22 protein-coding genes are annotated in these 25,416 nt (G+C 60.4%); 15 read left to right on the top strand and 7 right to left on the bottom strand.

The annotated features are described in order from the left end of the window. Positions 1-316: 316 nt before the first annotated feature. The 8 genes from NB231_RS14035 to NB231_RS14005 all read left to right on the top strand — a co-directional run bounded on the left by NB231_RS14035 (position 317) and on the right by NB231_RS14005 (position 8,828). Entirely contained in the window at positions 317-3,082 is a 2,766-nt protein-coding gene (locus NB231_RS14035) for a type I restriction endonuclease subunit R (protein WP_005004091.1), read from the top strand. Further along, positions 3,082-4,572, top strand: a complete 1,491-nt coding sequence (locus tag NB231_RS17090) for a restriction endonuclease subunit S (RefSeq protein WP_005004088.1) — start codon at positions 3,082-3,084, stop codon at positions 4,570-4,572. Before NB231_RS14035 ends, NB231_RS17090 begins: the two co-directional genes overlap by 1 nt. 97 nt (positions 4,573-4,669) lie before the next feature. After that, complete coding sequence (locus NB231_RS14025) at positions 4,670-4,936, top strand: hypothetical protein (protein WP_005004084.1); 267 nt, start codon at positions 4,670-4,672, stop codon at positions 4,934-4,936. Continuing rightward, positions 4,933-5,451 carry an REP-associated tyrosine transposase gene (locus NB231_RS14020; protein ID WP_005004079.1) on the top strand — a complete coding sequence of 173 codons (519 nt, stop codon included), beginning with the start codon at positions 4,933-4,935 and terminating at the stop codon, positions 5,449-5,451. The genes NB231_RS14025 and NB231_RS14020 overlap by 4 nt, the downstream gene beginning before the upstream one ends. Beyond that, positions 5,442-5,597 (top strand): hypothetical protein, encoded by a 156-nt coding sequence (locus tag NB231_RS18780; protein ID WP_005004075.1) that lies wholly within the window; start codon positions 5,442-5,444, stop codon positions 5,595-5,597. The genes NB231_RS14020 and NB231_RS18780 overlap by 10 nt, the downstream gene beginning before the upstream one ends. Positions 5,598-5,609: 12 nt before the next feature. After that, positions 5,610-7,055, top strand: coding sequence for a type I restriction-modification system subunit M (locus NB231_RS14015; RefSeq protein ID WP_005004074.1), 1,446 nt, complete (start codon positions 5,610-5,612; stop codon positions 7,053-7,055). A 312-nt stretch (positions 7,056-7,367) separates the two neighbouring features. Beyond that, positions 7,368-8,042, top strand: coding sequence for an SOS response-associated peptidase (locus tag NB231_RS14010; protein ID WP_005004073.1), 675 nt, complete (start codon positions 7,368-7,370; stop codon positions 8,040-8,042). Positions 8,043-8,231: 189 nt separating this feature from the next. After that, positions 8,232-8,828: a CHRD domain-containing protein gene (locus NB231_RS14005; protein ID WP_005004072.1), complete on the top strand. Its 597-nt coding sequence runs from the start codon at positions 8,232-8,234 to the stop codon at positions 8,826-8,828. A 60-nt stretch (positions 8,829-8,888) separates the two neighbouring features. Here NB231_RS14005 and NB231_RS14000 read toward each other — a convergent pair whose 3' ends face one another. From NB231_RS14000 to NB231_RS13980, 5 genes are all read right to left on the bottom strand, one after another. Further along, on the bottom strand, positions 8,889-9,650 hold the full coding sequence (locus NB231_RS14000; protein WP_005004070.1) for an ABC transporter permease: 762 nt from the start codon (positions 9,648-9,650) through the stop codon (positions 8,889-8,891). Next, positions 9,647-10,663, bottom strand: a complete 1,017-nt coding sequence (locus tag NB231_RS13995; RefSeq protein ID WP_005004069.1) for an ABC transporter ATP-binding protein — start codon at positions 10,661-10,663, stop codon at positions 9,647-9,649. Before NB231_RS13995 ends, NB231_RS14000 begins: the two co-directional genes overlap by 4 nt. 254 nt (positions 10,664-10,917) lie before the next feature. After that, entirely contained in the window at positions 10,918-14,463 is a 3,546-nt protein-coding gene (locus NB231_RS13990) for an ATP-binding protein (protein WP_005004068.1), read from the bottom strand. Then, on the bottom strand, positions 14,463-15,740 hold the full coding sequence (locus tag NB231_RS13985) for a metallophosphoesterase family protein (protein WP_040662464.1): 1,278 nt from the start codon (positions 15,738-15,740) through the stop codon (positions 14,463-14,465). Before NB231_RS13985 ends, NB231_RS13990 begins: the two co-directional genes overlap by 1 nt. 69 nt (positions 15,741-15,809) lie before the next feature. Continuing rightward, the gene (locus NB231_RS13980) at positions 15,810-16,928 is read right to left on the bottom strand and encodes a helix-turn-helix domain-containing protein (protein ID WP_005004064.1); all 1,119 of its coding nucleotides are present in this window, start codon (positions 16,926-16,928) and stop codon (positions 15,810-15,812) included. A gap of 623 nt (positions 16,929-17,551) precedes the next feature. On the opposite strand from NB231_RS13980, the gene NB231_RS13970 reads away from it, so the two are divergent. The 6 genes from NB231_RS13970 to mnhG are packed head-to-tail and all read left to right on the top strand — an operon-like array spanning position 17,552 to position 23,681. Next, positions 17,552-20,476 (top strand): monovalent cation/H+ antiporter subunit A, encoded by a 2,925-nt coding sequence (locus NB231_RS13970; RefSeq protein ID WP_005004059.1) that lies wholly within the window; start codon positions 17,552-17,554, stop codon positions 20,474-20,476. Then, complete coding sequence (locus tag NB231_RS13965; RefSeq protein ID WP_005004057.1) at positions 20,476-20,820, top strand: Na+/H+ antiporter subunit C; 345 nt, start codon at positions 20,476-20,478, stop codon at positions 20,818-20,820. Before NB231_RS13970 ends, NB231_RS13965 begins: the two co-directional genes overlap by 1 nt. Next, positions 20,817-22,460: a monovalent cation/H+ antiporter subunit D gene (locus tag NB231_RS13960; protein WP_005004056.1), complete on the top strand. Its 1,644-nt coding sequence runs from the start codon at positions 20,817-20,819 to the stop codon at positions 22,458-22,460. The genes NB231_RS13965 and NB231_RS13960 overlap by 4 nt, the downstream gene beginning before the upstream one ends. Further along, positions 22,457-22,945: a Na+/H+ antiporter subunit E gene (locus NB231_RS13955; RefSeq protein ID WP_040662460.1), complete on the top strand. Its 489-nt coding sequence runs from the start codon at positions 22,457-22,459 to the stop codon at positions 22,943-22,945. Before NB231_RS13960 ends, NB231_RS13955 begins: the two co-directional genes overlap by 4 nt. Continuing rightward, positions 22,942-23,223 (top strand): K+/H+ antiporter subunit F, encoded by a 282-nt coding sequence (locus NB231_RS13950; RefSeq protein ID WP_005004054.1) that lies wholly within the window; start codon positions 22,942-22,944, stop codon positions 23,221-23,223. Before NB231_RS13955 ends, NB231_RS13950 begins: the two co-directional genes overlap by 4 nt. Further along, a complete protein-coding gene (gene mnhG / locus NB231_RS13945; protein WP_005004052.1) occupies positions 23,220-23,681 on the top strand; it encodes a monovalent cation/H(+) antiporter subunit G in 462 nt (153 codons plus the stop codon). Before NB231_RS13950 ends, mnhG begins: the two co-directional genes overlap by 4 nt. A gap of 57 nt (positions 23,682-23,738) precedes the next feature. On the opposite strand, the gene NB231_RS13940 is transcribed toward mnhG, so the two are convergent. After that, complete coding sequence (locus NB231_RS13940; protein WP_198007307.1) at positions 23,739-24,593, bottom strand: universal stress protein; 855 nt, start codon at positions 24,591-24,593, stop codon at positions 23,739-23,741. Positions 24,594-24,894: 301 nt separating this feature from the next. On the opposite strand from NB231_RS13940, the gene NB231_RS13935 reads away from it, so the two are divergent. Next, a complete protein-coding gene (locus NB231_RS13935) occupies positions 24,895-25,101 on the top strand; it encodes a DUF3565 domain-containing protein (RefSeq protein WP_005004049.1) in 207 nt (68 codons plus the stop codon). A 93-nt stretch (positions 25,102-25,194) separates the two neighbouring features. On the opposite strand, the gene NB231_RS13930 is transcribed toward NB231_RS13935, so the two are convergent. Further along, a complete protein-coding gene (locus NB231_RS13930; RefSeq protein ID WP_005004046.1) occupies positions 25,195-25,410 on the bottom strand; it encodes a hypothetical protein in 216 nt (71 codons plus the stop codon). Positions 25,411-25,416 lie beyond the last annotated feature (6 nt).

Below are 25,416 nucleotides of genomic sequence, written 5' to 3'. Positions count from 1 at the left end.
ACGCTCCTGTCGACATAGGGCGGGCAGCGTCCCCAGGGCGCTATCGAAAAACGCACCACCGTCACGCACTTGGACAGATCCGCCCCATACTTAGATACTTGTAGGACGATTGGTCAGTCGCTGATGGCCTTGCTACCGTGTTTTCATTTGGACTCATCAGCGTATCCCGCGTGCGCAGCTGGTCCAACGTCTACAGATGTGCCGGGCACTCTGATGAGCTGTGCGTATGGGGAAACCAGGTCGGTTGACAGGACGGAGCAGGTGCCGCGAAGCCTGATGCGTCGGTTTGTGCCGGGAATTGGTGGGGGCTTGCTACGTGAACTCATCGCCTGAACAGCTTGCGCGAGAGAAAATCGATGCGCTGCTAACGGCGGCTGGCTGGGTTCTGCAAGACCGCGGGGCACTCGATCGCAAGGCTGCGCTCGGCGTCGCCGTGCGGGAGTTTCCCCTGCCGGCGGGCACCTGTGATTACCTTTTGTTCGTTGCGGGTAAGGCGGCCGGTGTCATCGAGGCGAAGAAGCGCGGGGTTACCCTCAGCGGCGTCGCGGAGCAGTCCGTGAAGTATATGGTCAGGCTTCCCGAGCACTTGGCGCGCTGGGACGATCTGCTCATTTATGACTATGAGAGCACGGGGGAGGAGACGTTCTTTTGCAACCGCCGTGATCCGAAGGCCCGGTCGCGCCGGCTGTTTGCGTTTCATCGCCCGGAGACGCTCCGCGAGTGGCTGCACCAGCCTGAAACGCTTCGGGCCCGCTTACGCGTCCTGCCGCCGCTCAACCCGCGGGGCTTGAGAGACTGCCAGATCGAAGCGATCAACGGGCTCGAAACCTCACTGGCGGAGGCCAAACCGCGCGCTCTCATTCAGCTTGCCACCGGCGCGGGAAAGACCTTCACGGCGTGCTCCTTCTCCTACCGCCTGATCCGCGAGGCGGGCGCGAAGCGCATTCTGTTCCTGGTCGACCGCAACAACCTGGGCGATCAGACCCTGCGCGAGTTCCAGGCGTTTCAGCCGCCGGGCGCGGCGAACCGCTTCACCGACACCTACATCGTCCAGCACTTGCAATCGCAGCGGATCGACCGCGACGCGAAGGTCGTCATCACCACGATCCAGCGCCTCTATTCGATGCTCCGCGGCCAGGATCTAGCCGCGGAAGAGGAAGAGACATCCGGCTTCGAGAAATGGCAGGGTGAGCCCGGCGAGCCACTACCCGTGTCCTATAACCCCGACATACCCATCGAGACCTTCGACTTCATCGTCACCGATGAATGCCACCGCTCCATTTACGGGCTCTGGCGCCAGGTGCTGGCGTATTTCGACGCCTCGATCATCGGCCTGACCGCGACGCCGTCCAAGCACACGCTGGGCTTTTTCAACCAGAACCTCGTCGCCGAATACCCGTATGAACGCTCCGTCGCCGACGGCGTGAACGTCGGCTACGAGATCTACCGCATCCGCACGCATGTCACCGAGCAGGGCGGCAAGGTCGAGACCGACGCGGCCGGATTTCAGGTGCCGGTGCGTGACCGGCGCACCCGCAAGATCCGCTATGAAACGCTGGATGCCGATCTGGAATACACCGCCAGGGAGCTCGACCGATCCGTCGTCAACCCGAACCAGATCCGAACCGTCCTGCAAACCTACAAAAGCCGCGTGTTCAGCGAACTGTTCCCCGACCGCAGCGGGGAATGGCTGCCCAAGACGCTGATCTTCGCCAAGGATGACAACCACGCCGAAGAGATCGTCCACGCGGTGCGCGAGGTCTTCGGCGAGGGCAACGACTTCGCCAAGAAAATCACCTACCGCAACACCGGCGAAGACCCCAAGGCGCTGATCAAGGCGTTCCGGGTCGATCCGTTCCCCCGCATTGCCGTCACCGTCGACATGATCGCCACCGGCACCGACATCAAGCCGGTCGAGGTGCTGCTCTTCATGCGCGACGTGAAATCCGAGGGCTACTACGAGCAAATGAAGGGGCGGGGCGTGCGAACCATACCGGCCGCCGATTTGCAGGCGGTCACGCCGGATGCCAGGACCAAGACCCGCTTCATCCTGATCGACGCGGTCGGTGTATCCGAGACCAAGAAAAACGCCAGCCAGCCGCTGGAGCGCAAACGCTCGATCAGCTTCAACGCCCTGATCGAGCAGATCGCTATGGGGCGGCGCGACGAGGACGCGCTGTCATCACTCGCCGCTCGCCTGGCCGCGCTCGATCGCAAGCTGGGTGACGAGGACCGCACCCGCATAACTGAGGCAACCGGAGGCAAGACCCCGCGCGATCTGGCCCGCGATCTGCTCGACGCCATCGACACCGACCGGCAACAGGCCGCCATCGAGGCGCGCCACGGCGCCGCGCCCACGCCCGACCAAGAACGCGAGGTCATCGAAGAGCTGGCCGACGCCGCCTGCCGGCCCTTCGACAACCCGGCCACCCGCTCCGTGCTCAAGGACATCAAGCAGAAGACCGACATCGTGATCGATGAGATCACCATTGATAAACTCACGAGCGCGGGCTTCGACATGAAGCAGGCCGAGGCGACGATCACCAGCTTCAAGACCTTCATCGAGGAAAACCGCGACGAGCTGACCGCCTTGCAGATCCTCTACAATCAGTCGCCGGGCCGGCAACGGCTCACCTACGCCGCAATTCGCGAGCTGGTGCAGCGCCTGACCGACCCGCCGCACCACCTGACCACCGCCAATGTCTGGCAGGCTTACAAGCGGCTCGACGCCGCCAAGGTGCGCGGCGCACCCGTCGACGAGCAGCTGACCGAGGTGGTGAGCCTGGTGCGCTTCGCGCTCGGGCAGACCGAGGTTCTGGAGCCGTTCGCCACCGTGGTGGAGCAACGGTTCAATCTCTGGATGGGGCGTGAGAAACGAGCAGGGCGGGAGTACACGGCGGAGCAGGAAGACTGGCTGCGCGCCATCGCTTCCTTCATCGCCGCCAATGCCGAAATCGCCCCGCGGGACTTTCAGGAAGTGCCGAGTCTCGCCGACAAGGGTGGAATTCTTCAAGCACGCAAGGTTTTGGGGCCGAAATTGAACGACATGCTGGATGATTTGCAAGGGGCGTTGGTGGCGTGATGGAGAACCGAGCACTGCCAGAAAACTGGGCACGTTGCCGCGTCACAGAGTTGGCGCAACTGATAAGGGGGGTGACTTACAAAAAATCGGAGGCAAGCAAAGAATCTCAACCGGGTTTTGCGCCGCTTCTCCGCGCAAACAATATTAATGGCCGAATCAACCATGAGGACTTGGTCTATGTCCGGGAAGCGCGGATATCCAATGAGCAGTGGCTTAAAGAGAGCGATGTTCTAATTGCGATGTCCAGCGGCAGTATTGGCCTTGTGGGCAAGGCCGCGCAGTTACGTAAAGTCAAAGGGGAGACATTTGGATCCTTTTGCGGCGCACTAAGACCAACATCTGAAATAGATTGCCATTTCTTCGGCTGGTTCTTTCAAACGCGAACCTATAGAGAATGTGTTTCTGGAGACGCCAAGGGATCAAACATTAATAACCTGAAGCGCGACCACATCCTTCATGTAGATTTTCCTCTTCCCCCTGCCAACGAACAACGCCGCATCGTCGAGAAGATCGAGACGCTGTTCTCCCGACTGGACAAGGGCGAAGAGGCGCTGCGCGACGTGCAGAAGCTCCTGTCACGCTATCGCCAGTCGGTGCTGAAGGCCGCCGTCACCGGCCAGCTCACCGCCGACTGGCGCGCGGAAAACGCCCATCGCCTCGAACATGGCCGCGACCTGCTCGCCCGCATCCTGCAAACCCGCCGCGAAAGCTGGGAAGGCCGGGGGAAATACAAGGAACCCATCGCGCCCAGCACCTCAGGGCTGCCGGATCTCCCTGACGGCTGGGTATGGGCAAGTCTCGCTCAACTGACTCATATCAAGGGTGGTGTAACCGTAGACAAGAAACGCGAATCCAAAAATCCCGTGACGGTACCCTATCTACGTGTCGCGAATGTCCAAAATGGCCACATCGATCTTACAGAAATTAAGGAAATTACGGTCAACCGCGATAAGGCTGAACAGACTTTACTCAAGGCTGGAGACATACTTTTGAATGAAGGGGGTGACCGCGACAAACTGGGCCGTGGCTGGGTCTGGGACGGCCAAATCGCACCATGCATTCATCAGAATCACGTTTTCAGAGCAAGACCCGTTATTCCTGAGATATCGTCCAGGTTTGTTTCCTATTACGCAAATGCCTTTGGGCAAGGTTTCTTCATGCAAAAAGGGAAACAATCTGTGAACCTCGCCTCGATCAGTTTGACGGCGATTTCGGGCTTCCCGATAGCGCTCCCGAGTGCTGACGAACAACGAGAGATCGTGGGCCGTCTGGAAGAAAAGCTGATCGAAGTTGCAACGGTGGCTGAGTGGTGCAAAACCGAACTCACCCGCTCCGCCGCCCTGCGCCAATCCATACTAAAGGATGCATTCACGGGCCGCTTGGTCCCCCAGAACCCGAGCGACGAGCCCGCCGCCGAGCTACTGGCCCGTATCCGCGCCGCCCGCCAGGCCGCGCCGAAAGGGAAAACCCGCAGGAAGGCCACGGCATGATCAACCGGAAGTTCTGTTTCGGGCCTCCGACCCGGCCTGTTGTCCGGCCAGCCCGTCGATTGGGTGAAGGGACGATGGCGAAAAGGGCATCGTCCCCATGAGCGAGATCGGCATCTTCGAGAGCGATGGCCAGCCGGTGGAAGTCCGGCTGGAGGGCGAGACCCTGTGGCTCACTCAGCGGCAGTTGGGGGAGCTGTTCGGCACTACGCCGGAAAACGTTCTCATGCACCTCCGGAATATCTACGAAGAGGACGAACTGTCGGAGACGGCAACTGCTAAAGATTTCTTAGTCGTAGGGCGGATAAGCGCAGCGCATCCGCCAAATGCCGAACCCGAAGCACAAGAAGCGGCTTTGCTGGCATGAGCAACTACCGCCGCGTGAAGATCCCGGGCGGCACATACTTTTTCACCGCGGTGACGCGCGAACGCAGGCCGGTGTTCACGAGCGATCGAAACATCGAGGCCCTGCGCCGCGCGTTCCGAACAGTGCGCGAAAGGCGGCCCTTCGCCGTTGAGGCGGTCGTCGTTCTGCCCGATCACCTGCATTGCATCTGGCGCCTCCCGGAGAACGACGCCGACTATTCCGGCCGTTGGCGAGAGATCAAGAAGCTGACCTCGCGTGCCATCACCCCGCACTCCGACGAACGCGGGGAACGTGCCCTGTGGCAGCGCCGGTTCTGGGAGCACACCATCCGCGACGATCGCGACTGGCGACTCCATATGGATTATGTCCATTACAATCCGGTGAAACACGGGCTGGTCCGGCGCCCGCGTGACTGGCGGTGGTCGAGCTTCGCACGGTGCGCGGAGCGCGGATGGTATGAGGCGGATTGGGGGAAAAGTGAGCCGAGCCATATCGCCGGAGTCGAATGGGAGTGAATCGTCCGGCGATGTTTGGCGGATGCGCTTTGCTTATCCGCCCTACGGCACTGATCGCCGAAAGCGACCCCAAGGCCAAGGATCTGATGGTACGCCTGACGATGAACCTGATTGCCGAGGCGGCCGACCCGGCACACAATCAATGAAGACTCTGCCACATGAGTAACGAACAACTCGTCGCCAAGGTCTGGAACTATGCCCATGTGCTGCGCGATCAGGGTATTTCCTACGGCGACTACATCGAGCAGATCACCTACCTGCTGTTCCTGAAGATGGACCAGGAACGCGAAGACCTGCTGGGCGAGACCTCGGCCATCCCGCCGCTATGGAGCTGGGCGCAACTGGCGAACAAGGACGGCGATGAGCTGGAGCTGCAGTATCGCCATACGCTGGAGCAGCTCGGCCGCGAGGACGGGCTGATCGGCACCATTTTCCGCAAGGCCCAGAACAAGCTCTCCGACCCCGCCAAGCTGAAGCGGGTGGTGAGCCTGATCGACAAGGAAGGCCCGTGGATCGAGCTGAAGGTCGACGTAAAGGGCGAGATCTATGAGGGGCTGCTGGAACGCAACGCCGCGGAAGTGAAGTCCGGCGCCGGGCAGTACTTCACCCCGCGACCGGTGATCGAAGCCATCGTGAAATGCGTCGATCCGAAGATCGGCGAGACCGTCTGCGATCCCGCCTGCGGCACCGGCGGCTTCCTGCTGGCCGCCTATGACCACCTGAAGACCCAGACCCAAGACCGCGAGAAGCTGCGCGCCTTGCGTCATACAGCGTTCCACGGGCTTGATATCGTCGACGAGGTTGTGAGGCTTTGCGCCATGAACCTCTATTTGCACGGCATCGGGAACGACAGCAGCCCAGTGGAGCAAGGGGACGCGCTGGCCTCGGACGGCGGCGAGCGGTTCAAGGTGGTCCTGACGAACCCGCCCTTCGGCAAGAAGTCCAGCTACAAGGTGGTGGGCGAGGACGGTTCGGTCACGACGGAACGCGAGCACTACGAACGCGAGGACTTCAAATTCACCACGACCAACAAACAGTTCAACTTCCTTCAGCACATCATGACGATCCTGGAGGCGAACGGCCGTGCGGGGGTCGTGCTGCCGGACAACGTGCTCTTCGAGGCCGGACGGGCCGGAGAAGGCATTCGTAAGCGGCTGCTGCAGGGGTTCAACTTCCACACGCTCCTGCGCCTGCCCACGGGCATCTGGTACAGCCCGGGCGTCAAGGCGAACGTGCTGTTCTTCGACAAGCGACCCGCCTCACGCGAAGTACAGACGAAAGCGCTTTGGGTCTACGACTACCGGACGAACGTCCACAAGACGCAAAAGACCAAGCGGCTGACGAATGCCGATCTGGAAGACTTCGTCCGCTGCTATCAGGCGCGCCAGGAAACCGAACGGTTCCGCCGCTTCACCTACGAGGAGCTCGCCCAGCGCGACAAGCTGAACCTCGATATCTTCTGGCTGAAGGACGATTCCCTAGAGGACCTTGACAGCCTCGCCGCGCCGGATGTGATCGCCGCTGAAATCGTGGAAAATCTTGAGGCGGCGCTGGAGCAATTCGCCGCCGTTGCGACGGAGCTCGGGGCGGAAGAACGAGAATGATAATTAATAATAGCAGGGGAGCAGACCCTGTTTTCTTGACACCAGGTCGGCCAACTCGATCAATGAGGGCAAGCACATGCCAAGACGGCCACGCGACCTCTACCGCGGCGCCGGCGAGGTACCATCGCCGCGCATTTCATCGCGCAGGCGCGCACTGGGCGATGCGTTGGATGCATTGCGGGTGAATAATCGCGATTCGATCTCGCATTGGTGTAAAACTGACCGCTCGTCAGTGGTGGTGCCCGACAGAGCTATTTACAGCTCACTACTGCTCACTACTGCTCACTTTTCTAGTGCGTATCGGTGAATGCCATGTGCGGTCGCTATGATCTCTCCCGCAATGCCCAAGAGATACTTCGATTTTTCGGCATCGAGGCCGAAGCCGATGATTGGCCGCCCCGTTACAATATCGCCCCGAGCCAGAACATCCTGACGATCCATGCCGGCGTGGATGGCCGGCCGGTAGCGGCCTGGGCGCATTGGGGGTTCAAACCGCCCTACGCGGAGGAAAAGAAAGGAGCGCCGGTCCCGATCAATGCCCGCGCGGAGAAGGTCGCCGATTCGGCTTACTTTCGCAGCGCCTTTGCCAAGCGCCGCGCCATTATCCCCGCCGACGGCTGGTACGAGTGGCGCGAGGAAGCCGGCCGCAAGCAACCCTATCGCTTCACTCGGCGCGACGGCGGGTTGTTGCTGTTGGCCGGGCTGTGGACCCCGAGCGCGCAAGAACCCGGCGAGCGCGCCGCGATCATCACCGAGCCGGCGCGTGGGCTCGCACGCCAGGTTCACCCCCGCATGCCCGTGGTGCTCAGCGCACCGTGCTGGCGCGCTTGGCTGGATCCCGAGTTCACAGAGCGTGGCGAGATACGCACAGCCACGGTCGCGCTGCCCATCGAAGAAATCCGCGCCTACCCGGTCTCGCCGCGGGTCGGCAATCCACGCAATGACGAGGCAACGCTTATCGAAGCGAGCGGAGCAGACCTTCCCTGAGCCGCAACACCCACACCGCTGCTCGCTAAAAACCCTGCCGGACAACCCAGCGCTCGAAAGCCCCACCTCGCTGAGCAATGAAGTGTAATTATCCAATGAGCGGACTGGCTTATTTACGGATAACGACTATAGAAAGGGAAGCCACATATTTTCCGGAGTGCCTAACGACCTGTTACGGAGAGGCCGGCCATGAAAGCATTCCTACTGGTTCTACTGTCGGTGTTGAGCTGGAGCGCATTACAGGCGCAGGCGGTCATGGTCTTCGAGGCCGATCTCTCGGGGGACCAGGAAGTACCCCCCGTTACGAGCCTCGCCAGCGGTTCCGCCGAGCTGACTCTGAACGATACCCAGACCGAATTGGCGATACTGATCTCAATAGTCGACTTGGACTTAGACGGCAACCAGACATCGGGGGTCGACGGTGACAATGTCGGCGCGGCACATATCCATCGCGCGCCCGCCGGGGCCAATGGTGACGTGGTCTTTGGTTTTATCTCGCCTAACAACGATCTTAACAATGATCTGGTGATCGATGCAGCGGCCGGCACGATCTTCAGTGTCTGGGATCTCGGCGAAGGCAACGCCGGCACCACGCTCGCCGACGAGCTACCCAGCCTCCTGAACGAGGGGCTGTACATCAATATCCACACCCCGTCTTTCCCTGGCGGCGAACTTCGGGGTCAGATTACAGCGGTGGCGATACCTGAACCCGCAGCCCTTGGCCTGTTCGTCGTCGGCCTCTTCGGCTTGGGTTTATCAGCAACGGCGGGGTTGAGACGGGCGTAGAGCTGCTCTGTTTCTCAAACGATGTTTTTGCGTCAGTGCAGCCCCGGTTGTAAGAGGTGTTTACGCCTTGAGCCGATAGCCCGTCTTAAAAATCCATCCCACCAAGGCCAGGCATAGGCCCAGAAACACCGTGATCATGGTGAGGCTCGCGCCCACGCTTACGTCGGCGATGTCGTAAAAACTCCATCGAAAGCCGCTGATGAGGTAAACCACGGGGTTGAACAAAGTAACCGTCTGCCAAAACGGCGGCAGCATGTCGACGGAGTAAAAGCTGCCACCGAGGAACGTCAGCGGCGTGATAATCAACAGCGGCACGAGTTGCAACTTATCGAAATTGTCGGCCCAAATGCCGATGATGAAGCCGAGCAGGCTGAACGTCACCGCCGTAAGCAATAAAAAGACGAGCATCCACGCGGGATGAGCGATCCCGAACGGCACGAACAGACTCGCCGTCGCCAGGATGATCAGGCCCAGAATGATCGATTTGGTCGCCGCCGCCCCGACGTAACCGAGCACAACTTCGAAATAGGAAACGGGCGCCGATAGGATCTCGTAGATCGTCCCCGAGAATTTCGGAAAAAAAATCCCGAAGGCAGCGTTGGAGACACTCTGGGTCAAAAGCATCAACATGATCAACCCCGGCACGATGAAAGCACCGTAGCTGACCCCCCCAATCTCGGTAATGCGTGAACCGATCGCCGCGCCGAAGACGACAAAATAGAGCGAGGTCGAAATCACCGGCGAAACGATGCTCTGCAATAGAGTGCGCGCCGCGCGCGCCATTTCGAACCGATAAATCGCCCCCACGGCATGAAGATTCATCGACGCTCTTCTCTCAGCAAACTAACGAAGATTTCTTCTAGCGAGCTTTGCTTGGTACGCAAATCTTTGAACCGAATGTCTGCCTTGTAAAGATCGCCGAGCAAAGCGGTAATGTCGGTTTGCTCATCATGCGGGTCATAAGTATAGACGAGCTCAGTGCCCCCGGCGGCGAGCTCGAGCGCGTGGGCGGCGAGCGCGCTCGGGATACATTCGAGCGAGCCCTCCAAATGCAATATCAGGCGCTTGCGACCCAGCTTGTGCATGAGTTCGGCCTTATCTTCCACCAGAATAAGCTCGCCCTGGTTGATCACTCCCACTCGATCGGCCATCTCCTCGGCCTCTTCGATGTAATGGGTAGTCAAAACGATCGTAACGCCGCTTGCGCGCAGTGCGCGTACCAGTTGCCACATCTCGCGGCGCAAGTCGACGTCGACGCCGGCCGTCGGCTCGTCGAGAAACAGGATCTCCGGCTCGTGGGACAACGCCTTGGCGATCAGCACCCGGCGCTTCATGCCGCCAGAGAGCGTGATGAGCTTGCTGTCCTTCTTATCCCACAGCGACAAATCCTTGAGTACTTTTTCGATGTAACCAGGATTCGCCCGCCGGCCGAATAACCTTCGGCTGAAGCTGACGGTGTCCCAAACGGTCTCGAACGCATCGGTGGTGAGCTCCTGCGGCACGAGACCGATTTTGAACCGGGCCGCGCGGTACTCGGTGACGATATCGTGTCCGTCCGCCAGCACCGTGCCTACACCGGGGTTGATGATTCCGCAGATGATGCTGATCAACGTCGTCTTGCCGGCCCCGTTGGGGCCGAGCAGAGCAAAGATCTCGCCGCGACGGATCTCCAGGTTGATGTCCTTTAGGGCATGGAAGCCGGAGGCGTAGGTCTTGGAGAGGTTCGAGACGGAAATGACCACTCGGGGGCGCGGTAGCGCCAAGAGGGAGGCCTCCGGGAGGCGAGCCAAATCCCGCTCAGCCCGCTGGCGCACAACGTTGCTTTTGCGGTTCACTGGCCTCGTGCTCCGTACGGATTGTGAGTTGAAGCGTACCCGCACACAACCTCGAATCAACTTATAGACAATAAAAATCCAAACTACGGGTAAGTCTGGCGGTTGCGACTGCCTATTGCTGCAGGCCTATGCGCTGTGCAACCCCTGGTTTGCACAAGCTCCAGTTCGCCCACCAGCCTGGCGTCGTCCCAATCGAAGCGGCCCGACATGAATTCCAGCACCTCGCGCTCAGCCGCTTGCATCGCCTCCCCAAATTACACCGCCGTAGCCACCTTATCCTCACCCAGAGTAACGACATTGATCGATTGCCCCAGGATTGATCGGGCTACGTCGACTAAATGCCGATGGTGAGTAAAAAAGAGGACCTGTGTCTTGCATCCAAGCTCGGCGAGCACCTCAAAGCCTGCCGCCGCTCTCGTGTCGTCGAAATTGATAAAGAGGTCGTCGGCCACGAACGGCAATGGGTGCGCACGGCTCAGATACTCGTCGATCGACGCCAGACGTAGGGCAAGGTAGAGCTGGTCGGCAGTTCCATCGCTCATGCCATCGACGCTCACCGTCGTGTCATCAGGCCGGATACCGGCAAGATGCGCACGGTCCTGCTCATCATACTCGACCCTCAGATCGCTGAAGGAATTCGACGTCAGCATCGCAAACATTTGACCGGCTCGCTTGAGAAGCGGGGCTTGCTTTTCTCTCCGGTAACGGTCGATGGCCCATTGGAGAAGTGTGGCCGCCGTGCGGACCCGAACAAATTTCTCGGCACAATCGCGCATGCTCGCCAAGGCTTCCTGTCTTGCTGCGGCAGCATGTGCGGCGCGGTGGTCGCCACCAATCGCTTCGAATGCCTGCCGGGCATTGGCGCGTTCCTCGGTTGCCTTGGTCAGCCGACGACGAAGATCATCCAGTTCCGTCTGAAGCGTCTGCTCTCTGGCCGCGATTTCGTCGAGATCAACCCCTTCGCACTCAGCATTTAGATCCGGCAATGGGAGATCGTCACCTTCCTTGGTCAGGGTTTTTCGAAGTTCTGCCTGTGCAGCGCCGAGTTCCCGTTTCCTTCGGGATTTGACGATCGCATCTTTGAGTTGATCGATGTCCTCCACCCCACTGATATTCTGGAGCTCGCGCAGCGTATCGCGGGCTTCGCGCGCAGTCATCTCCCATTCCTCGATGCGCTTTTCAAGAGAGGCGATGGCTTTGTTTTTTTCCACCTGCTGATCACGTATCCGGCGCGTATCATCAAGCCGGCTTTCCAGGGCAACGACTGCCGCGTTCGGCTCGCTGGCGGCGAGATCCGTCGCCACAGCGCTTAGTAGGCTTTCAACTGCGGCGGCGAAACTCTCGATATCCCGCTCAATTTTGCCAATGTGTTCATGGCGCAACTGAGCGATATCCTTCGCAAGGCTGCGCATTTCCTCAATGGTTTCAAGCTGATCGGCGACTGCGCCGGGAGCAGCGGTGGCGGCGAGATCAAGCGCCTTGCACGCCTCTTTCCATTCGTCTTCCCATTTGCGCCAAGCCGCTTCAGCCTTTTCAAGGGCGGCCGTTTTACGGTCTTGGTCAGCCTCAAGCTTCCTTAGTCTGGCTTCCAGGGCCGTCCTGCTTTCTGCCTTTTTCTCGTGAAGCTGTTGCACTGCTGCCGCAGCCTCTAGGAGCATCCGCAGGGGCTGATCCTTCAGGCCCTCGGTGTCTGCACCGAGGGCCGCCAGCTCGTCGAGTATTGGCGCCCGGGTATCCGCCTCTTCTTTCTGTAACGCCGCGACCTGGCTGTGTGCGCGCTCTCGGCGCCCGATAATTTCGAACACTTCGTTGCGCGCATCGAGCCATGACAGCATGAAATCGGGCGCAAGCGGCTCGAGGGGCGCCTCACTCCAGAGTTCCGCCCACTCTGAATCGAAGTGGCATTTTTTAGTTTCGAGCTCCTCCTTCTCCTCGTGCAACGTGTTCAGCAATCCCTGCTGCACTTCAATCTGCCGCGCGATCGCCGCCATCTTGCCGGCCGCTTGAGCATTTTCGAAGCGCTGATCCGCCAGATGATCGGCCGCCGCCACGGCATTTTCATAAGTTTCGGGGAGAGCCTGCGCGTTCTCGCTGAAAGCGGTAATTTCCTCTTCGGAGACCGTATTACCCTCGATGTAGTGTCTGCGCACCAGTGTCCATCCCAACTCGCGTCTTTCGCGCTCTTGTGCGAGCTTTTCCGATGGAACCACGTCCTCATCGCGCGCCATTTCGTCATGAGCTTGCCGCCACTGGACGATATCCTTTTCCGCGATGCGGACCCGCTCGTTACAGGAGCGCACCTCCTTGTCGAGGCTATGAACGGCGTCGCGGTGCTCCTGCACAACACGGCGGGGCGGCACCGGCATTTCAGCGAGCGCCTGTTCGCCGGCGACCTGTGGACGGAGCGGCTTCAAAGCTCTTTCGGCCGCTGCTTGGTTGTCCTCAACCTCCATTTCCGCGGCTCTAATCCGACTGCCGATGTCACCGAGTTCGCGAGCCGCGCGAATAGCGGCGGCGAGCATCGTCACGTCGAGTGCGCTCTGCGAGTCTTCCAGATCTCGTTTCAGCTCACGGAGCTCGGCATTTGCCTCATCCAGGGCGGTGTTGGCGGAATCGACGGCCGATACCCATTCGCCACGGCTGGTGAGAAGCGTGCGAGCGGCGCCAACCTTGGCCCGCTGGGGGAGTCGGGACAGGACGGTGTCGATGTCGTCGGCATACCATCCTAGCTCCTCCGCGAGGGTGCGCAGCCGTGTCTCAGCCACTTCGAGCTCCGCGCGACGCTTGGGAAGATCGACTTTCTCCTTCTGGACCTCAATGCGTTGTTTGTGAAGCTGCTCGATATCCTCGGTGCGTCGAAGAAAGGCCTCGTCACAAACAAGATCCGCACGTTCGGTCTTTGCAAGCTCGAGATGGCCCGTGAGCTCCTCGATCCTCGACCGCGCATTCGCCTCACCCCGCATCGCCGTCTCTAGTCGCATGCCCGCATCTTCGGGCAGCAATTTCACATCACCAAGACTGGCACTCTCTTCCTCAAACACCGATAGCTTGTGCACGAGGCGATAGACCCGGCGGATGCGATTCAGTTTTCGCTGCTCCGCGCTTCGGGATTCGATATCCTTCTCCAGTTCGGCGTAGGCGTCCTTTGCCGCGTCGAGAGCCTGCTTCGCCTCGTACCATTTGTTTGCTGTAATCGTGTGCGCGCGCAGTTCTTTGTCAGCTTCATCCAAAGCATCGAGCGCCTGGTAGTATTTCCGGTGGCCAGCCCGCCGCGGTCCCCAGAGGGCGCCAGCCTCTTTCACAAGCGCGGCGATCTGATCGTGCAGACCGGCAACCCCGGAACCGGCCGAGAACAGCGTCTGTCCAACTTCATCCTTGGCTTCCAGGATTTCGCGGCCGCCCCTCGCCAGCCGCTCATGATTAAGACTGAACATGCGGGTGAAGAAGGTTTGGTCGGCGCCGCCAAGAAATGCAGCCAACGCGCTTTCGCCTGCAGGGAGCGGCAGTTCATCAGGACCGAGTAGCGTATCCTTGTTGCCCTTGCGGCGGCGCACCTCCAGTGAGGCTTGGCCGTGTTGGAGCACGCCGCCGACGCGCATGCTCGCGTAATCATGAATGAAATTGTACGGCGAATTGTGCGGCACGCCGAACAGGAGATCCTCAAAGGCGGCAAGAGATGTGGATTTGCCGGCTTCGTTCGGTCCAAACACAATGTGAACGTCGGATTGCCCTTCCGGGAAAACGAGAGACGTATCAGTGAACCGGCCATAGCGAAGAAGATCGAGTCTTTCGATACGCATCAGCTACGCTCCCCCGCTATCAGCCGTCCGTTCAGGTAATCCGCGACATGAGCGATGAGGGCCGCATAGTCGCCCTCCATAGCGGATCGCAGGACCGGGTCTTCCACGTCCTTGCGAAGATCGAGCGGCAGTTTGCGAACCATCTCTGCAATATCCGCTTCGAGCTTGCCGACGAGGCCTTCATCGGAACCGGCCTCACCGATCATGCGCTGCAGCTCTCCGAGTGCGTCCTGCCGGCCGGCGGCCGCCTTGTGATCGAGCGCCGGTTCCGTCGCAACAACGAGTTTTTCGATCCAGGCCGCGTCGGCGCCGATACTTAAAGCCGCCGAGCGCGCCTCCGCCAGGAGATGGTCCATTGAGACCAGCAGTTCTGCATGAAGGCTGGTTTGCCCTCTCAGCTCTATACGGCACGCCAGGAGCCGCCCATCGGCCTCGGACGAAACGGCCTCTTCAATCGCCTGACGCACGCGATCAATCACGTCGGCGGTGCGAGCGCACTTCTCGACGGAAACGGGCAGGCGTGCCCAGCGAGCGACATCCGGGAACAGGGATGTAAACTCGGCAATCTGCCGATCCTCTACTGTAACAAGCTGCGCGCCTTTAGGACCGGTCTCACGGATATGGCGCCCTTGGATATTGCCGGGGAAAACGACATGCGGATGCTCATGGAGAATCTGGCCGTTGTGGACATGTCCGAGAGCCCAGTAATCGTATCCTTTAGCAACCAGGTCATCGAGGCTGCACGGGGCATAGTTCTCATGACCGCCCAGACCGCCGAGCGCCGTGTGCAGGACCCCGATATTGAACATGCCCTCAACCGGGTCCGGATACTGGGGAACTAGGTTTTCGGTCACGTCGCGTTGGCGGAAGCTTTGCCCGTGCAGAACCACGGATAGCTCGTCGAGCGCGAATGTCCCGGGATTTCGCGACGGAAAGACCTTCACGTTCTCCGGTAACGAAAGTCGCTTTGTGATCTGGCTTTCGGCATCGTGGTTTCCGTAGAGAAGGAAAACCTCAATGCCGACTTTTCCGAGCCGCCCCATTTGGTGGGAGAAAAAGAGGCCGGTCTGAAAGTCCCGCCAGTCGCCGTCATAGAGATCACCGGCGATGATGACAAAACTGACTTCCTCCTCGATAGCCTGTGAAATCAGATTGTCGAAGGCCACTCGGGTCGCCGACCGAATCTGCTCCACGGCAGAGCCCTCATGCCGTGAAAGCCCCTTAAGCGGACTGTCGAGGTGAATATCCGCCGTGTGAATGAATCGAAATGATGACACGCCCCCTCCAGTTGGCAGCCTTGTGTTCCCGTAATGGCCCGGTGGATATTGATCTTTTGGTGTAGTGCATCAGCCGGATTCGGCAACGGCAGGACTTTGCAACTGGACACAATCCTTGAGATCGTTCATCCAGGAGCGCGGGATTACTGCATCATGCTGCAATCGCCCGACCACGATACCAGGGTGAACGCCAATGCGGTCAGCGAATGCGCGAACCGCACCTTTGGAACGCAAGAAGGGCAATTCATTTATATATTCACGTGGGATAAGTGCGTCCTGAGCCCATTCATCCGCCTCTCTCTCCTGAACTGATTCGAGCCGGTCGCCAACGAGCTCGTCCAAGAAAACGGCCTCCTTGCCATGCAGGAGAATATGGGCAGCCTCATGAAAGAACGTGAACCAGAATCGGTCATTACTCTTGCCGTACAAAGACAACTGAATCAGCGGCCGATGACTATTCAGCCAGCGGGCGACGCCACTGACATGCGCTCTGGGTAGCGCCGGAACCAGCACGAAGGTTACACCCGCGGCCCGGCATAGCGCCCGCAGTTGTGGCTCGAATACTTCGGGGGGCAAGACCGTCAGCGCACGGATCTTTCGCAGCGTGGCGACGAACCGCGCCTTGTCGTACTTGGAGGCCGCTAGATGCTCCGCTTCGATTTCACCAAGCCGCAGCCAGGCCGATATAGCGCCCGTATCGCTTTGTTCCTCACGTGTCCGTCGATAAGCGATCTGCATGCCAACGTAATGACTAAGCCACTCGTCCGGTGAGGCGACACCGAAGAACCGCAATAGCTCTTCAATCACAGCCGGCTTATTTTTGGCATCCAGGCGACGCTTCGAGATGGCGCCGGCCTTCATCAGCTCCCGCGTGGGCAACTCATCGAGCCAACCGGTCCAACGGCCAAGGCGCTCCCTGGCCGCAAGACGCGCCAACTGCTCCTGGTATTGCGCCTCTCTACTCATCCAGAACGATACACCACCTCCGAGGACCCGCTCTAGACGCAACGCTGTATCATCGGTGAGCGGCACCTTGCCGTTGATCAGCTGACTGACATGCTTTGCGGTATAGCCCAAGCGCTTCGCCAGCTCCGCCTGAGACCAATCCTTCTCTTCCAACAGATCGGCAATGGTCTCGCCTGGAGGAGACACCCAGTTCGCAGTGAACATCGCTTCACAACTGGTCATGGTAGTCTCCGATATAGACGATACGAACTTCGCTGACGTCGGACCAATCGATGCCCCCATCCGCTCTCTCAGGGATAAGCTGATGATTGGGCTCAAACACCAGTCTACAACCGCCCTGAAGATCGACGGCATATTGCCCCGCGTGCGTTCCCTTCAGTGGGTGCGGCCGCCCTTAAATCAACCCGCCGCGGGCGCTGCTTACAGGCGTGCACTGCATTGAGCTGGCAGCTTACGGCCGCCTCCTTCTCGCATAGCTCACGCAGTTTATTGTCCTTTAAGGTAATGTCCATCGGGTTATTTTATGGAAGAATAAATTTTACCAAAATGGTAATTTTTTTAACCATAAATCATACCGTCCAATGTACATTGCGGTGGTCGGCAGGAGTGTAGGCACCGTTACTACCACCGCATCACTGAAGGTAGGAGTAGGTCGCAGCGGCTTGTTCTCGAGGGCATGTGATAGTGCCGGCAAGATAATCTGTGGTCCCAGGCAAACCGGCACAGCATGGAGGATACCAATGAGGTCAACCGAAGAGAGAGCACAGAAAGCCGCGGGGCGCAGGACTGGGCACGACCGGATAGGAACGGCTCAAACGCGAACAGGGGCGGACTAACCGAGAATAATGTCGAACGCTACACTGCTCATCAGCCTAACTATTCTCCCATTCGCGGGCAGCTTAGTCGCTGCATTCTTACCCGCCAACGCCCGCAATATCGAAGCCTGGCTCTCGGGTTTGATCGCGCTATCCGCCCTAATCCTGACGACGGCTTGCTATTGGAGTGTAACTGCCGGCGGGGTCATGCGTTACGAGGCGCAGTGGCTTCCCACGCTCGGGCTGAATTTTATCCTGCGCATGGACGGCTTTGCCTGGTTGTTCGCGATGCTGGTCACGGGGATCGGGCTTTTAGTCGTGCTCTATGCGCGTTACTACATGTCACCGCAAGACCCGGTGCCGCGTTTTTTCTCGTTCTTCCTGGCGTTCATGGGCGCCATGCTGGGCGTCGTGCTCGCCGGCAACCTGATCCAGCTGGTGTTCTTCTGGGAGCTGACCGGTCTTTTCTCGTTCCTGCTGATCGGTTACTGGCATCACAGGGCCGGCGCCCGCGACGGCGCCCGCATGGCGCTGACCGTCACCGCGACCGGCGGGCTGTGCCTGCTCGCCGGAATGCTGATCCTCGGACACGTGGTCGGCAGCTACGATCTCGATGAGGTGCTGGCCGCAGGTGAGCTGATCCGCTCGCATGCCCTCTATCTGCCGGCGCTGATCCTCATCCTACTCGGGGCGCTGACCAAGAGCGCACAGTTTCCATTTCACTTCTGGCTGCCGCAGGCCATGGTGGCCCCAACCCCGGTTTCGGCCTATTTGCACTCGGCCACCCTGGTGAAAGCCGGGGTATTCTTGCTGGCACGCCTGTGGCCGGCCCTAGCCGGCACCGATGCTTGGCTTTGGATCGTGGGAATGTCCGGCCTGGTAACCTTCGTATTGGGCGCCTATCTCGCGATCTTCCAACAGGATCTCAAGGGTTTGCTGGCATACTCGACGATCAGCCATTTGGGTTTGATCACGCTGCTGCTCGGTCTGAACACACCACTCGCGGCGGTAGCGGGAATTTTTCACATTATAAATCATGCGACTTTCAAGGCTTCCCTGTTCATGGGCGCGGGTATCATCGATCACGAGACCGGCACGCGCGATATTCGCCGCCTGAGCGGGTTGTATCGCTTCATGCCCATCACCGCGACGTTAGCCATGGTCGCTGCGGCCGCAATGGCCGGCGTACCGCTGCTGAACGGATTTCTCTCCAAGGAAATGTTCTTCGCCGAAACCATCGCAGCCCATGATGGTTCGCTAGTGGATCAGACGCTGCCGCTTGTCGCCACGCTGGCCGGCATGTTCAGTGTCGCCTATTCGCTGCGCTTCATTCACGAGACATTTTTCGGCCCGCCCGCCGTGGCGTTACCACGCGTACCGCACGAACCGCCACGTTGGATGCGCTTCCCGGTGGAATTGCTCGTGGTGGCCTGCCTCGTGGTCGGGATTATTCCGGAACTCACGGTGGGGCCGGTCCTGGAGACGGCGGCCTACGCCGTGCTCGGCCCCGCCCTGCCGCAATACAACCTTGCGGTGTGGCATGGGTTTACTCTGCCGCTGTTGATGAGCGTCGCCGCATTGCTGGGCGGTGCCTTGATCTATCGGCTGCTGCGGGAACACCTGCTAGGCGGCGTCGAAGGCCCCCCCTTGTGGCGCCACCTAAAAAGCCAGCACATCTTCGAGCGTGTACTGGTTACGGTGTCGTGGCGGTGGGCCGGGGCACTGAAAAATCTCCTCGGCACTCGCCACTTGCAAGTCCAACTGCGCTTGCTGGTGGGCACGGCACTCATTGCGGCGCTATGGTCGCTCTACGGGCGCGAACTCGCCGTCGACCACACCGCCTCGCCGGCACTCGACCCTGCTTTTGCGTTGCTCTGGACGGTCGGCGCCACTTGCGCCGTCGGCGCCGCCTGTCTGGCCAAATATCACCGCTTGGCCGCTTTGATCCTGGTCGGTGGGGCGGGCCTGGTCACCAGTATTACGTTCGTCTGGCTGTCCGCGCCCGATCTCGCTTTGACGCAGCTGCTGGTGGAGATCGTTACGACCGTTTTGATCCTGCTCGGGCTGCGCTGGCTTCCGAAACGAATCGAAGGCATCGATTCGGGCGCCCGTCTCAGGATACGCGCGCGCCGCCTTGGCGACCTCGCGCTCGCGCTCGTCGCCGGCAGTGGTTTGTCGCTGCTGGCCTATGCGGTGATGAGCCGCCCCGCACCGTCGAGTATCTCGCGTTTTTTCTTGGAGCACGCCTATACCGAGGGCGGCGGCACCAATGTCGTCAACGTCATCCTGGTGGACTTCCGCGGCTTTGACACGTTGGGAGAAATCACCGTGCTTGGCATTGTCGCCCTCGCCGTCTACGCGCTGCTGCGCCGCTTCCGTCCCGCATCCGACAGCATCGATATCCCGGAGCAGCAACGGCTCCAAAACGCCCGAGACGCCGCCCCCCCACTGCGGCCACCCGGCACCACCTTGACCGATTATTTAGCCATCCCAGCGGTGATCATGCAGCTTATGTTCCCCTTCATCGGTGTGTTGGCCATGTTTCTACTCATCCGCGGGCACAATTTGCCGGGCGGCGGCTTCATAGCCGGCATCACGATGACCGTAGGCTTGCTGCTGCTGTATATAGCCGGCGGAATCCGCTGGGTGGAGGCGCGCCTGCACGTGCGTCCTGTGCGCTGGATCGCCATGGGGCTTCTACTCGCGGCGGGCACCGGAGTCGGCGCATGGCTGTTCTCCTATCCTTTCTTAACCTCGTACGCCGCCCATGCCGAACTACCCGTCATCGGTCGAGCGCCACTCGCCAGCGCTCTGCTCTTCGATCTTGGGGTGTTCGTGCTTGTCGTGGGAGCTATGGCGTTGATCCTGCTGGCACTCGCCCACCAGTCGATCCGCAGCCATCGAACGCCGAGCGCCAAGGCCACGGTAACTCCACCCTCGGCCGGAGAGACGTAATGGAAATCATCTTGGCCCTCGGCATCGGCGTATTGGCTGGCTCCGGCGTTTGGCTGCTGTTGCGGCCGCGCACCTTCCAGGTGATCATCGGTTTGACGTTGCTTTCCTACGCAGTCAATTTGTTCATTTTCGCCATGGGGCGGCTGCGAACCGGCGCTCCCGCGATTCTGGAGGTGGACCGCAGCGGCGATCTCACCCATTACGCCGACCCTCTGCCCCAAGCGCTAATCCTCACCGCAATCGTCATCAGCTTCGCTACGACTGCGCTGTTTCTGGTCGTATTGCTGGTCGCGCGCGGCTTGACCGGCACGGATCACGTCGATGGTGCGGAGCGGGAATCGTGATCGCCTGGACCGACCACCTACTGATCATGCCCGTCGTCCTACCCTTGGTGACCGGCACCGTGATGCTGCTCATCGATGAGCGCCGGCACGGGCTCAAAGCGGCCATCAATATCGGCGCGATCATCGCCTTGACTGGGACTGGCCTCGCGTTGTTGGGTCTGGCGAATGCACCGCCCACCGAGCCCACCGCCACTCAGGTCGGGGTCTATCGACTCGGGGACTGGCCCGTGCCGTTTGGCATCGTGCTGGTCGTCGACCGTCTCGCGGCACTCATGTTGGTAATGACGAGCGTGCTGGCACTCGCTAGCGTCGTGTTTTCGCTCGCCCGTTGGCACCGAGCGGGCGCCCATTTCCATTCCCTGTTCCAATTCCTGCTGGTGGGACTCAACGGCGCTTTCCTGACCGGCGATCTGTTCAACCTGTTCGTCTTTTTTGAGCTGCTGCTGGCCGCCTCCTATGGTCTCATGCTGCATGGTTCGGGCACCGCCCGTGTGCAAGCCGGGCTGCACTATATTGCGGTCAATCTCGCCGGCTCGTTGTTGTTCTTAATCGGCGTGAGCTTGCTCTACGCCGTGGCCGGGACCCTCAACATGGCCGATCTGGCCACCCGCATTCCGCTTATCCCGGCAAGCGACCGTATGCTACTGGAAGTCGGCGCGGCCGCCCTCGGCATCGCCTTTCTGGTCAAGGCGGGAATGTGGCCGTTGGGCTTCTGGCTGCCGAGCGCTTATTCTGTGGCCACCCCTCCGGTGGCGGCTATTTTTGCGATCCTAAGCAAGGTCGGCGTCTATGCCGTGCTGCGGCTCTCGCTGCTGCTGTTTAGCGAGGGAGACACCAACCTGGCGCCGTTCGGCCAGCAATGGCTGCTGTACGGCGGGATGGCGACCATCGCCTTCGGCGCGATCGGGGTTCTCGCCGCTCAGGATACGGCGCGGCTCGCCGGTTTTGCCGTGCTGATCTCCTCGGGCACCGTGCTGGCGGCGATCGGCACCGGCCACCCCGGGGTAACCGCCTCGGCGCTGTTCTACCTGATCAGCTCGACCCTTGCCATCAGCGCGTTCTTCCTGTTGGTCGAACTCATTGAGCGCGGTCGCGGGCCGGGGGCGGACATACTCGCCGTTACGCTGGAGGTCTTCGGTGAGGAGGGCGAGGTAGATGTAGAGGCGGTCGAGGAGGTTGGCATCGCCACACCGGTAACACTGGCGGTGCTCGGTCTGAGCTTTATTGGCTGCGCGTTGGTGCTCGCTGGGCTGCCGCCTTTGTCCGGGTTCATAGCCAAGTTCGCGCTGCTGACGGCCCTTTTGAGCACTCCCGGGGCCGAGGCCGTGGTTTCGCCGGCCTCCTGGGCATTGCTTGCCTTGCTGATCGTCTCCGGGCTCGCCACCCTCATCGCCATGAGCCGCGCCGGAATGCGCGTTTTTTGGATACCATTGGAGCGCGCCGTGCCACAGGTGAGACTGGTCGAACTGGCACCGATCGCCGCCCTCTTGCTCGCCTGTGCCGTGCTGACGGTTCGAGCGGAACCGATCCTACAGTATGTGCAGGCAACGGCTCGATCTGTACACAACCCGCACACTTACGTCCGGGGTGTGCTGGCCACCCCTAGCGAGCAAAGTGCGCCGAGAGGGGGCGACTCATGAGGCGCTGGCTACTTTTCCCGCTACTCTCCGCATGCCTCTTGGCCATGTGGCTGTTGCTCAACCAGACGGTGGCCGTGGGCCATCTCCTGCTCGGCGCCGCCCTCGCCCTGTGCATCCCATGGACCATGCGTGCGGTGCAGCCGAGCAAATCCCGGCTGCGACGACCGGGAACCATCATCCGGCTCTTTTTCATAGTCCTGGGCGACATCATCCGCTCCAACGCCGCCGTCGCCTGGATCATTCTCAGCCCCGGCCAGCGGGGGCGAACCTCGAACTTCGTGAACATCCCGCTCGAGCTGCGCAATCCATACGGCCTGGCGGTACTCGCCTGCATCATCACCGCCACGCCGGGCACCCTGTGGGTAGGCTTCGACTCCGCCACCGGGGTCGTCACCGTCCATATTCTCGATCTGATCGACGAGAACGCTTGGCTCGATATCATCAAGGGCCGTTACGAGCGGCTGCTGCTGGAGATATTCGAATGATAGCCAACGTGCTGATCGGGTCACTCACGATCGCCCAGATCCTCCTGGCACTCGCCATGGCGGGCGCAACCTTTCGGATGCTCCGCGGGCCGCGGGCCCAGGACCGAGTGCTGGGCCTCGATACGCTCTATATCAACGCCATCCTGCTGCTGCTGATCTTCGGCATCCGCTCGGGCAGCACAGCATACTTCGAGGCGGCGCTCGTCATCGCCGTGCTCGGTTTCGTTACAACAGCGGCGCTGGCGAAGTTTCTGATGCGCGGCGAGGTGATCGAATGACGCCTGTCACAGGATTGCCGCCCTGGGCGGCCTTGCTGACCTCTGTGCTGGTCCTGTTGGGGGCGGGGCTGGCCCTTACCGGATCGCTGGGACTGCTGCGGTTCAATAGTTTTTACGAGCGCGTTCATGCACCGACATTGGCAACAACGCTCGGCGCGGGCTGTGTGCTGATCGCCTCGATGGTCTTCTTCTCAGCGCTGCAAACCCGGCCGGTCGTGCATGAAATACTGATCGCGATCTTCCTAACCCTGACGACGCCGGTCGCCCTGATGCTGCTCGTACGCGCCGCGTTGTTTCGGGACCGTATCGAAGGCCAAGCCTATGATGAGGTTAAAGCGCGCGCGCTGTCGGCGGATAAGAGAGCGTTGCTCCCCCACCACCGAGCGATCCGGCCTGCGCCGATCGACCTGCCCGGCGGGCATCATCCGGGAGACGGCCATGAGCACGACCCTCGCTAACGCCCGCCCAGTCGTGGGCGTGCGCTCAAATGATCGGTAGGCCGGCAAGGCCCGGACTCATCGGTCAAACGGCACGACAAGGATGTCGGTCTCGACGGACCTCAACACCGTTTCGGCCACGCTTCCCAAAAGCAGCTTGGCGAGTCCCGTTCGAGCTTGCGTGCCGATAATTAAGAGATCGGGGCTTATGTCCCGCACGGCGCGGAAAATCACCTCGAACGCGCCGCCCTCCCTGATGCGCAGCGACGGCCTATCAACATCGACCGCATTCGCTTTGAAATACGCCTGCAGCTCCATACCAACCCGCAGCAGCTCTTCAGCCAGATACTCATTGATCCGCTCCCGCTCAATTCCGGCGATCGACATTGACCCCTTGGCCAGGCTCTGAAAACCATGCACCAAGCTGAGGCGAGCGTTATCAAGCAATCCCAGCGCTTTGCCGGTCCGGATCGCGTTTACCGCCGGCTCCGTCTTATTCACGGCCGCAAGCACCCGTCGATAAGGACGCTCGACCGCGTTGTTCACCATGAGAACCGGCCGCGACCCCGTGCGAATCACGCGCTCGATTGTGGTCCCTATGAAAACATCCCGCAGCAGTTGCCTGCGATGCGAGCCCATCACGATGAGATCGGCGGCCGTCGACTGCGCTGTGCGCAGGATGCCGTCAAAAGCATCGCCGGTAACCACGGCGGTGCGGTAGTCCAGTTCGCGCAGTTCGGTAAGCGTATCGACTTGTTCAACGAGATAGCGTTGCGCCTCGCGCCTTTCGAGCTCGACCAGGCGTGCCGGCCGATCATCGTCCACCACATGGACGATTGTGAGCTCAGCACGTTGCACGCGCGCCAACCACCCGGCTCGCCGCAGCGCGCATTGCGAGCGGGCCGAGAAATCCGTCGCCACGAGCATTTTCATAGGCTCACTCCTGATCGCAACGACGCCCATCTCAACCCCGCCACGTTCCATCTGACCCAGACCGCAACCATAGCTTACCCTGATATCAGATGTGGGCACGGGTTTAGGGCGGCGGCGAAACCGCATAAAATCTTACAATGGCGGCATCCGAAAGCTCATAAAGACTCATTCCGTCGCGCGCGAACACTACAATGAATGGGTGATTGAAGTAGAGTAGTCAGGCGCGGTGGCGGCGCGCCTCTTCGATTCGATATGAACAACACCCGCGGCAACCGACTGGCTCGGCAACAGGTCAGAGGATATGCAGCAACACATCATCGGTTTTCATCGGGACAACGAGCGGCACTGGGTCGCCGAGCTCGAATGCGGGCATAATCAGCATGTGCGCCACAAACCACCGTGGATCAATCGCCCCTGGGTGATCACCCCACAAGGCCGCAACCGAATGCTCGGCCGGACGCTCAACTGCAAGAAATGCGACACCGGCGCTCCTCCGGATCGCCTTTGAGGGGTCAAAACGGATCAGCGTGGTTCGAAAAAACACACCCCCGCGACAAGCTTCGATCGCCTCGAAACCGCTCTTGCACTGACACAACAAGCCCTAGTAACTTTTGACCATATCGCTCGGTGGCAGCACCGTACTGGCCACACTCGAGCCACCTAAGACATCCGCGCGATCGCCCTGGACGAGCAGATGCGCGGCGGCATCGAGATGCCGAATTCGACCATGCACCTGTACCGGCCGGTGCAGCGCCTCATCGAGCGCGGTAAACAGAAACAGACAATGACCCGCCAACGCGTTAGTGGCTTTGTTCATAAGCTG

Origin of the sequence: Nitrococcus mobilis Nb-231 (assembly GCF_000153205.1) — a bacterium.
In the GTDB taxonomy this organism is placed as follows: domain Bacteria; phylum Pseudomonadota; class Gammaproteobacteria; order Nitrococcales; family Nitrococcaceae; genus Nitrococcus; species Nitrococcus mobilis.
Note: the sequence above shows the minus strand (reverse complement) of the source record. Positions and strands in the feature narration are given on the sequence as shown.

Bases quoted from the DNA above. Each gene is read 5' to 3' on its own strand.
- NB231_RS13955 (WP_040662460.1), top strand. From the start codon at position 22,457: ATGAGGCGCTGGCTACTTTTCCCGCTACTCTCCGCATGCCTCTTGGCC.
- NB231_RS13935 (WP_005004049.1), top strand. From the start codon at position 24,895: ATGCAGCAACACATCATCGGTTTTCATCGGGACAACGAGCGGCACTGG.
- NB231_RS14010 (WP_005004073.1), top strand. From the start codon at position 7,368: ATGTGCGGTCGCTATGATCTCTCCCGCAATGCCCAAGAGATACTTCGA.
- NB231_RS14020 (WP_005004079.1), top strand. From the start codon at position 4,933: ATGAGCAACTACCGCCGCGTGAAGATCCCGGGCGGCACATACTTTTTC.
- NB231_RS18780 (WP_005004075.1), top strand. From the start codon at position 5,442: ATGGGAGTGAATCGTCCGGCGATGTTTGGCGGATGCGCTTTGCTTATC.
- NB231_RS13930 (WP_005004046.1), bottom strand. From the start codon at position 25,410: ATGAACAAAGCCACTAACGCGTTGGCGGGTCATTGTCTGTTTCTGTTT.
- NB231_RS14025 (WP_005004084.1), top strand. From the start codon at position 4,670: ATGAGCGAGATCGGCATCTTCGAGAGCGATGGCCAGCCGGTGGAAGTC.
- NB231_RS13970 (WP_005004059.1), top strand. From the start codon at position 17,552: ATGTCGAACGCTACACTGCTCATCAGCCTAACTATTCTCCCATTCGCG.
- NB231_RS13950 (WP_005004054.1), top strand. From the start codon at position 22,942: ATGATAGCCAACGTGCTGATCGGGTCACTCACGATCGCCCAGATCCTC.
- NB231_RS13990 (WP_005004068.1), bottom strand. From the start codon at position 14,463: ATGCGTATCGAAAGACTCGATCTTCTTCGCTATGGCCGGTTCACTGAT.
- NB231_RS13965 (WP_005004057.1), top strand. From the start codon at position 20,476: ATGGAAATCATCTTGGCCCTCGGCATCGGCGTATTGGCTGGCTCCGGC.
- NB231_RS13940 (WP_198007307.1), bottom strand. From the start codon at position 24,593: ATGAAAATGCTCGTGGCGACGGATTTCTCGGCCCGCTCGCAATGCGCG.
- NB231_RS14005 (WP_005004072.1), top strand. From the start codon at position 8,232: ATGAAAGCATTCCTACTGGTTCTACTGTCGGTGTTGAGCTGGAGCGCA.
- NB231_RS13980 (WP_005004064.1), bottom strand. From the start codon at position 16,928: ATGACCAGTTGTGAAGCGATGTTCACTGCGAACTGGGTGTCTCCTCCA.
- NB231_RS14015 (WP_005004074.1), top strand. From the start codon at position 5,610: ATGAGTAACGAACAACTCGTCGCCAAGGTCTGGAACTATGCCCATGTG.
- mnhG (WP_005004052.1), top strand. From the start codon at position 23,220: ATGACGCCTGTCACAGGATTGCCGCCCTGGGCGGCCTTGCTGACCTCT.
- NB231_RS17090 (WP_005004088.1), top strand. From the start codon at position 3,082: ATGGAGAACCGAGCACTGCCAGAAAACTGGGCACGTTGCCGCGTCACA.
- NB231_RS14000 (WP_005004070.1), bottom strand. From the start codon at position 9,650: ATGAATCTTCATGCCGTGGGGGCGATTTATCGGTTCGAAATGGCGCGC.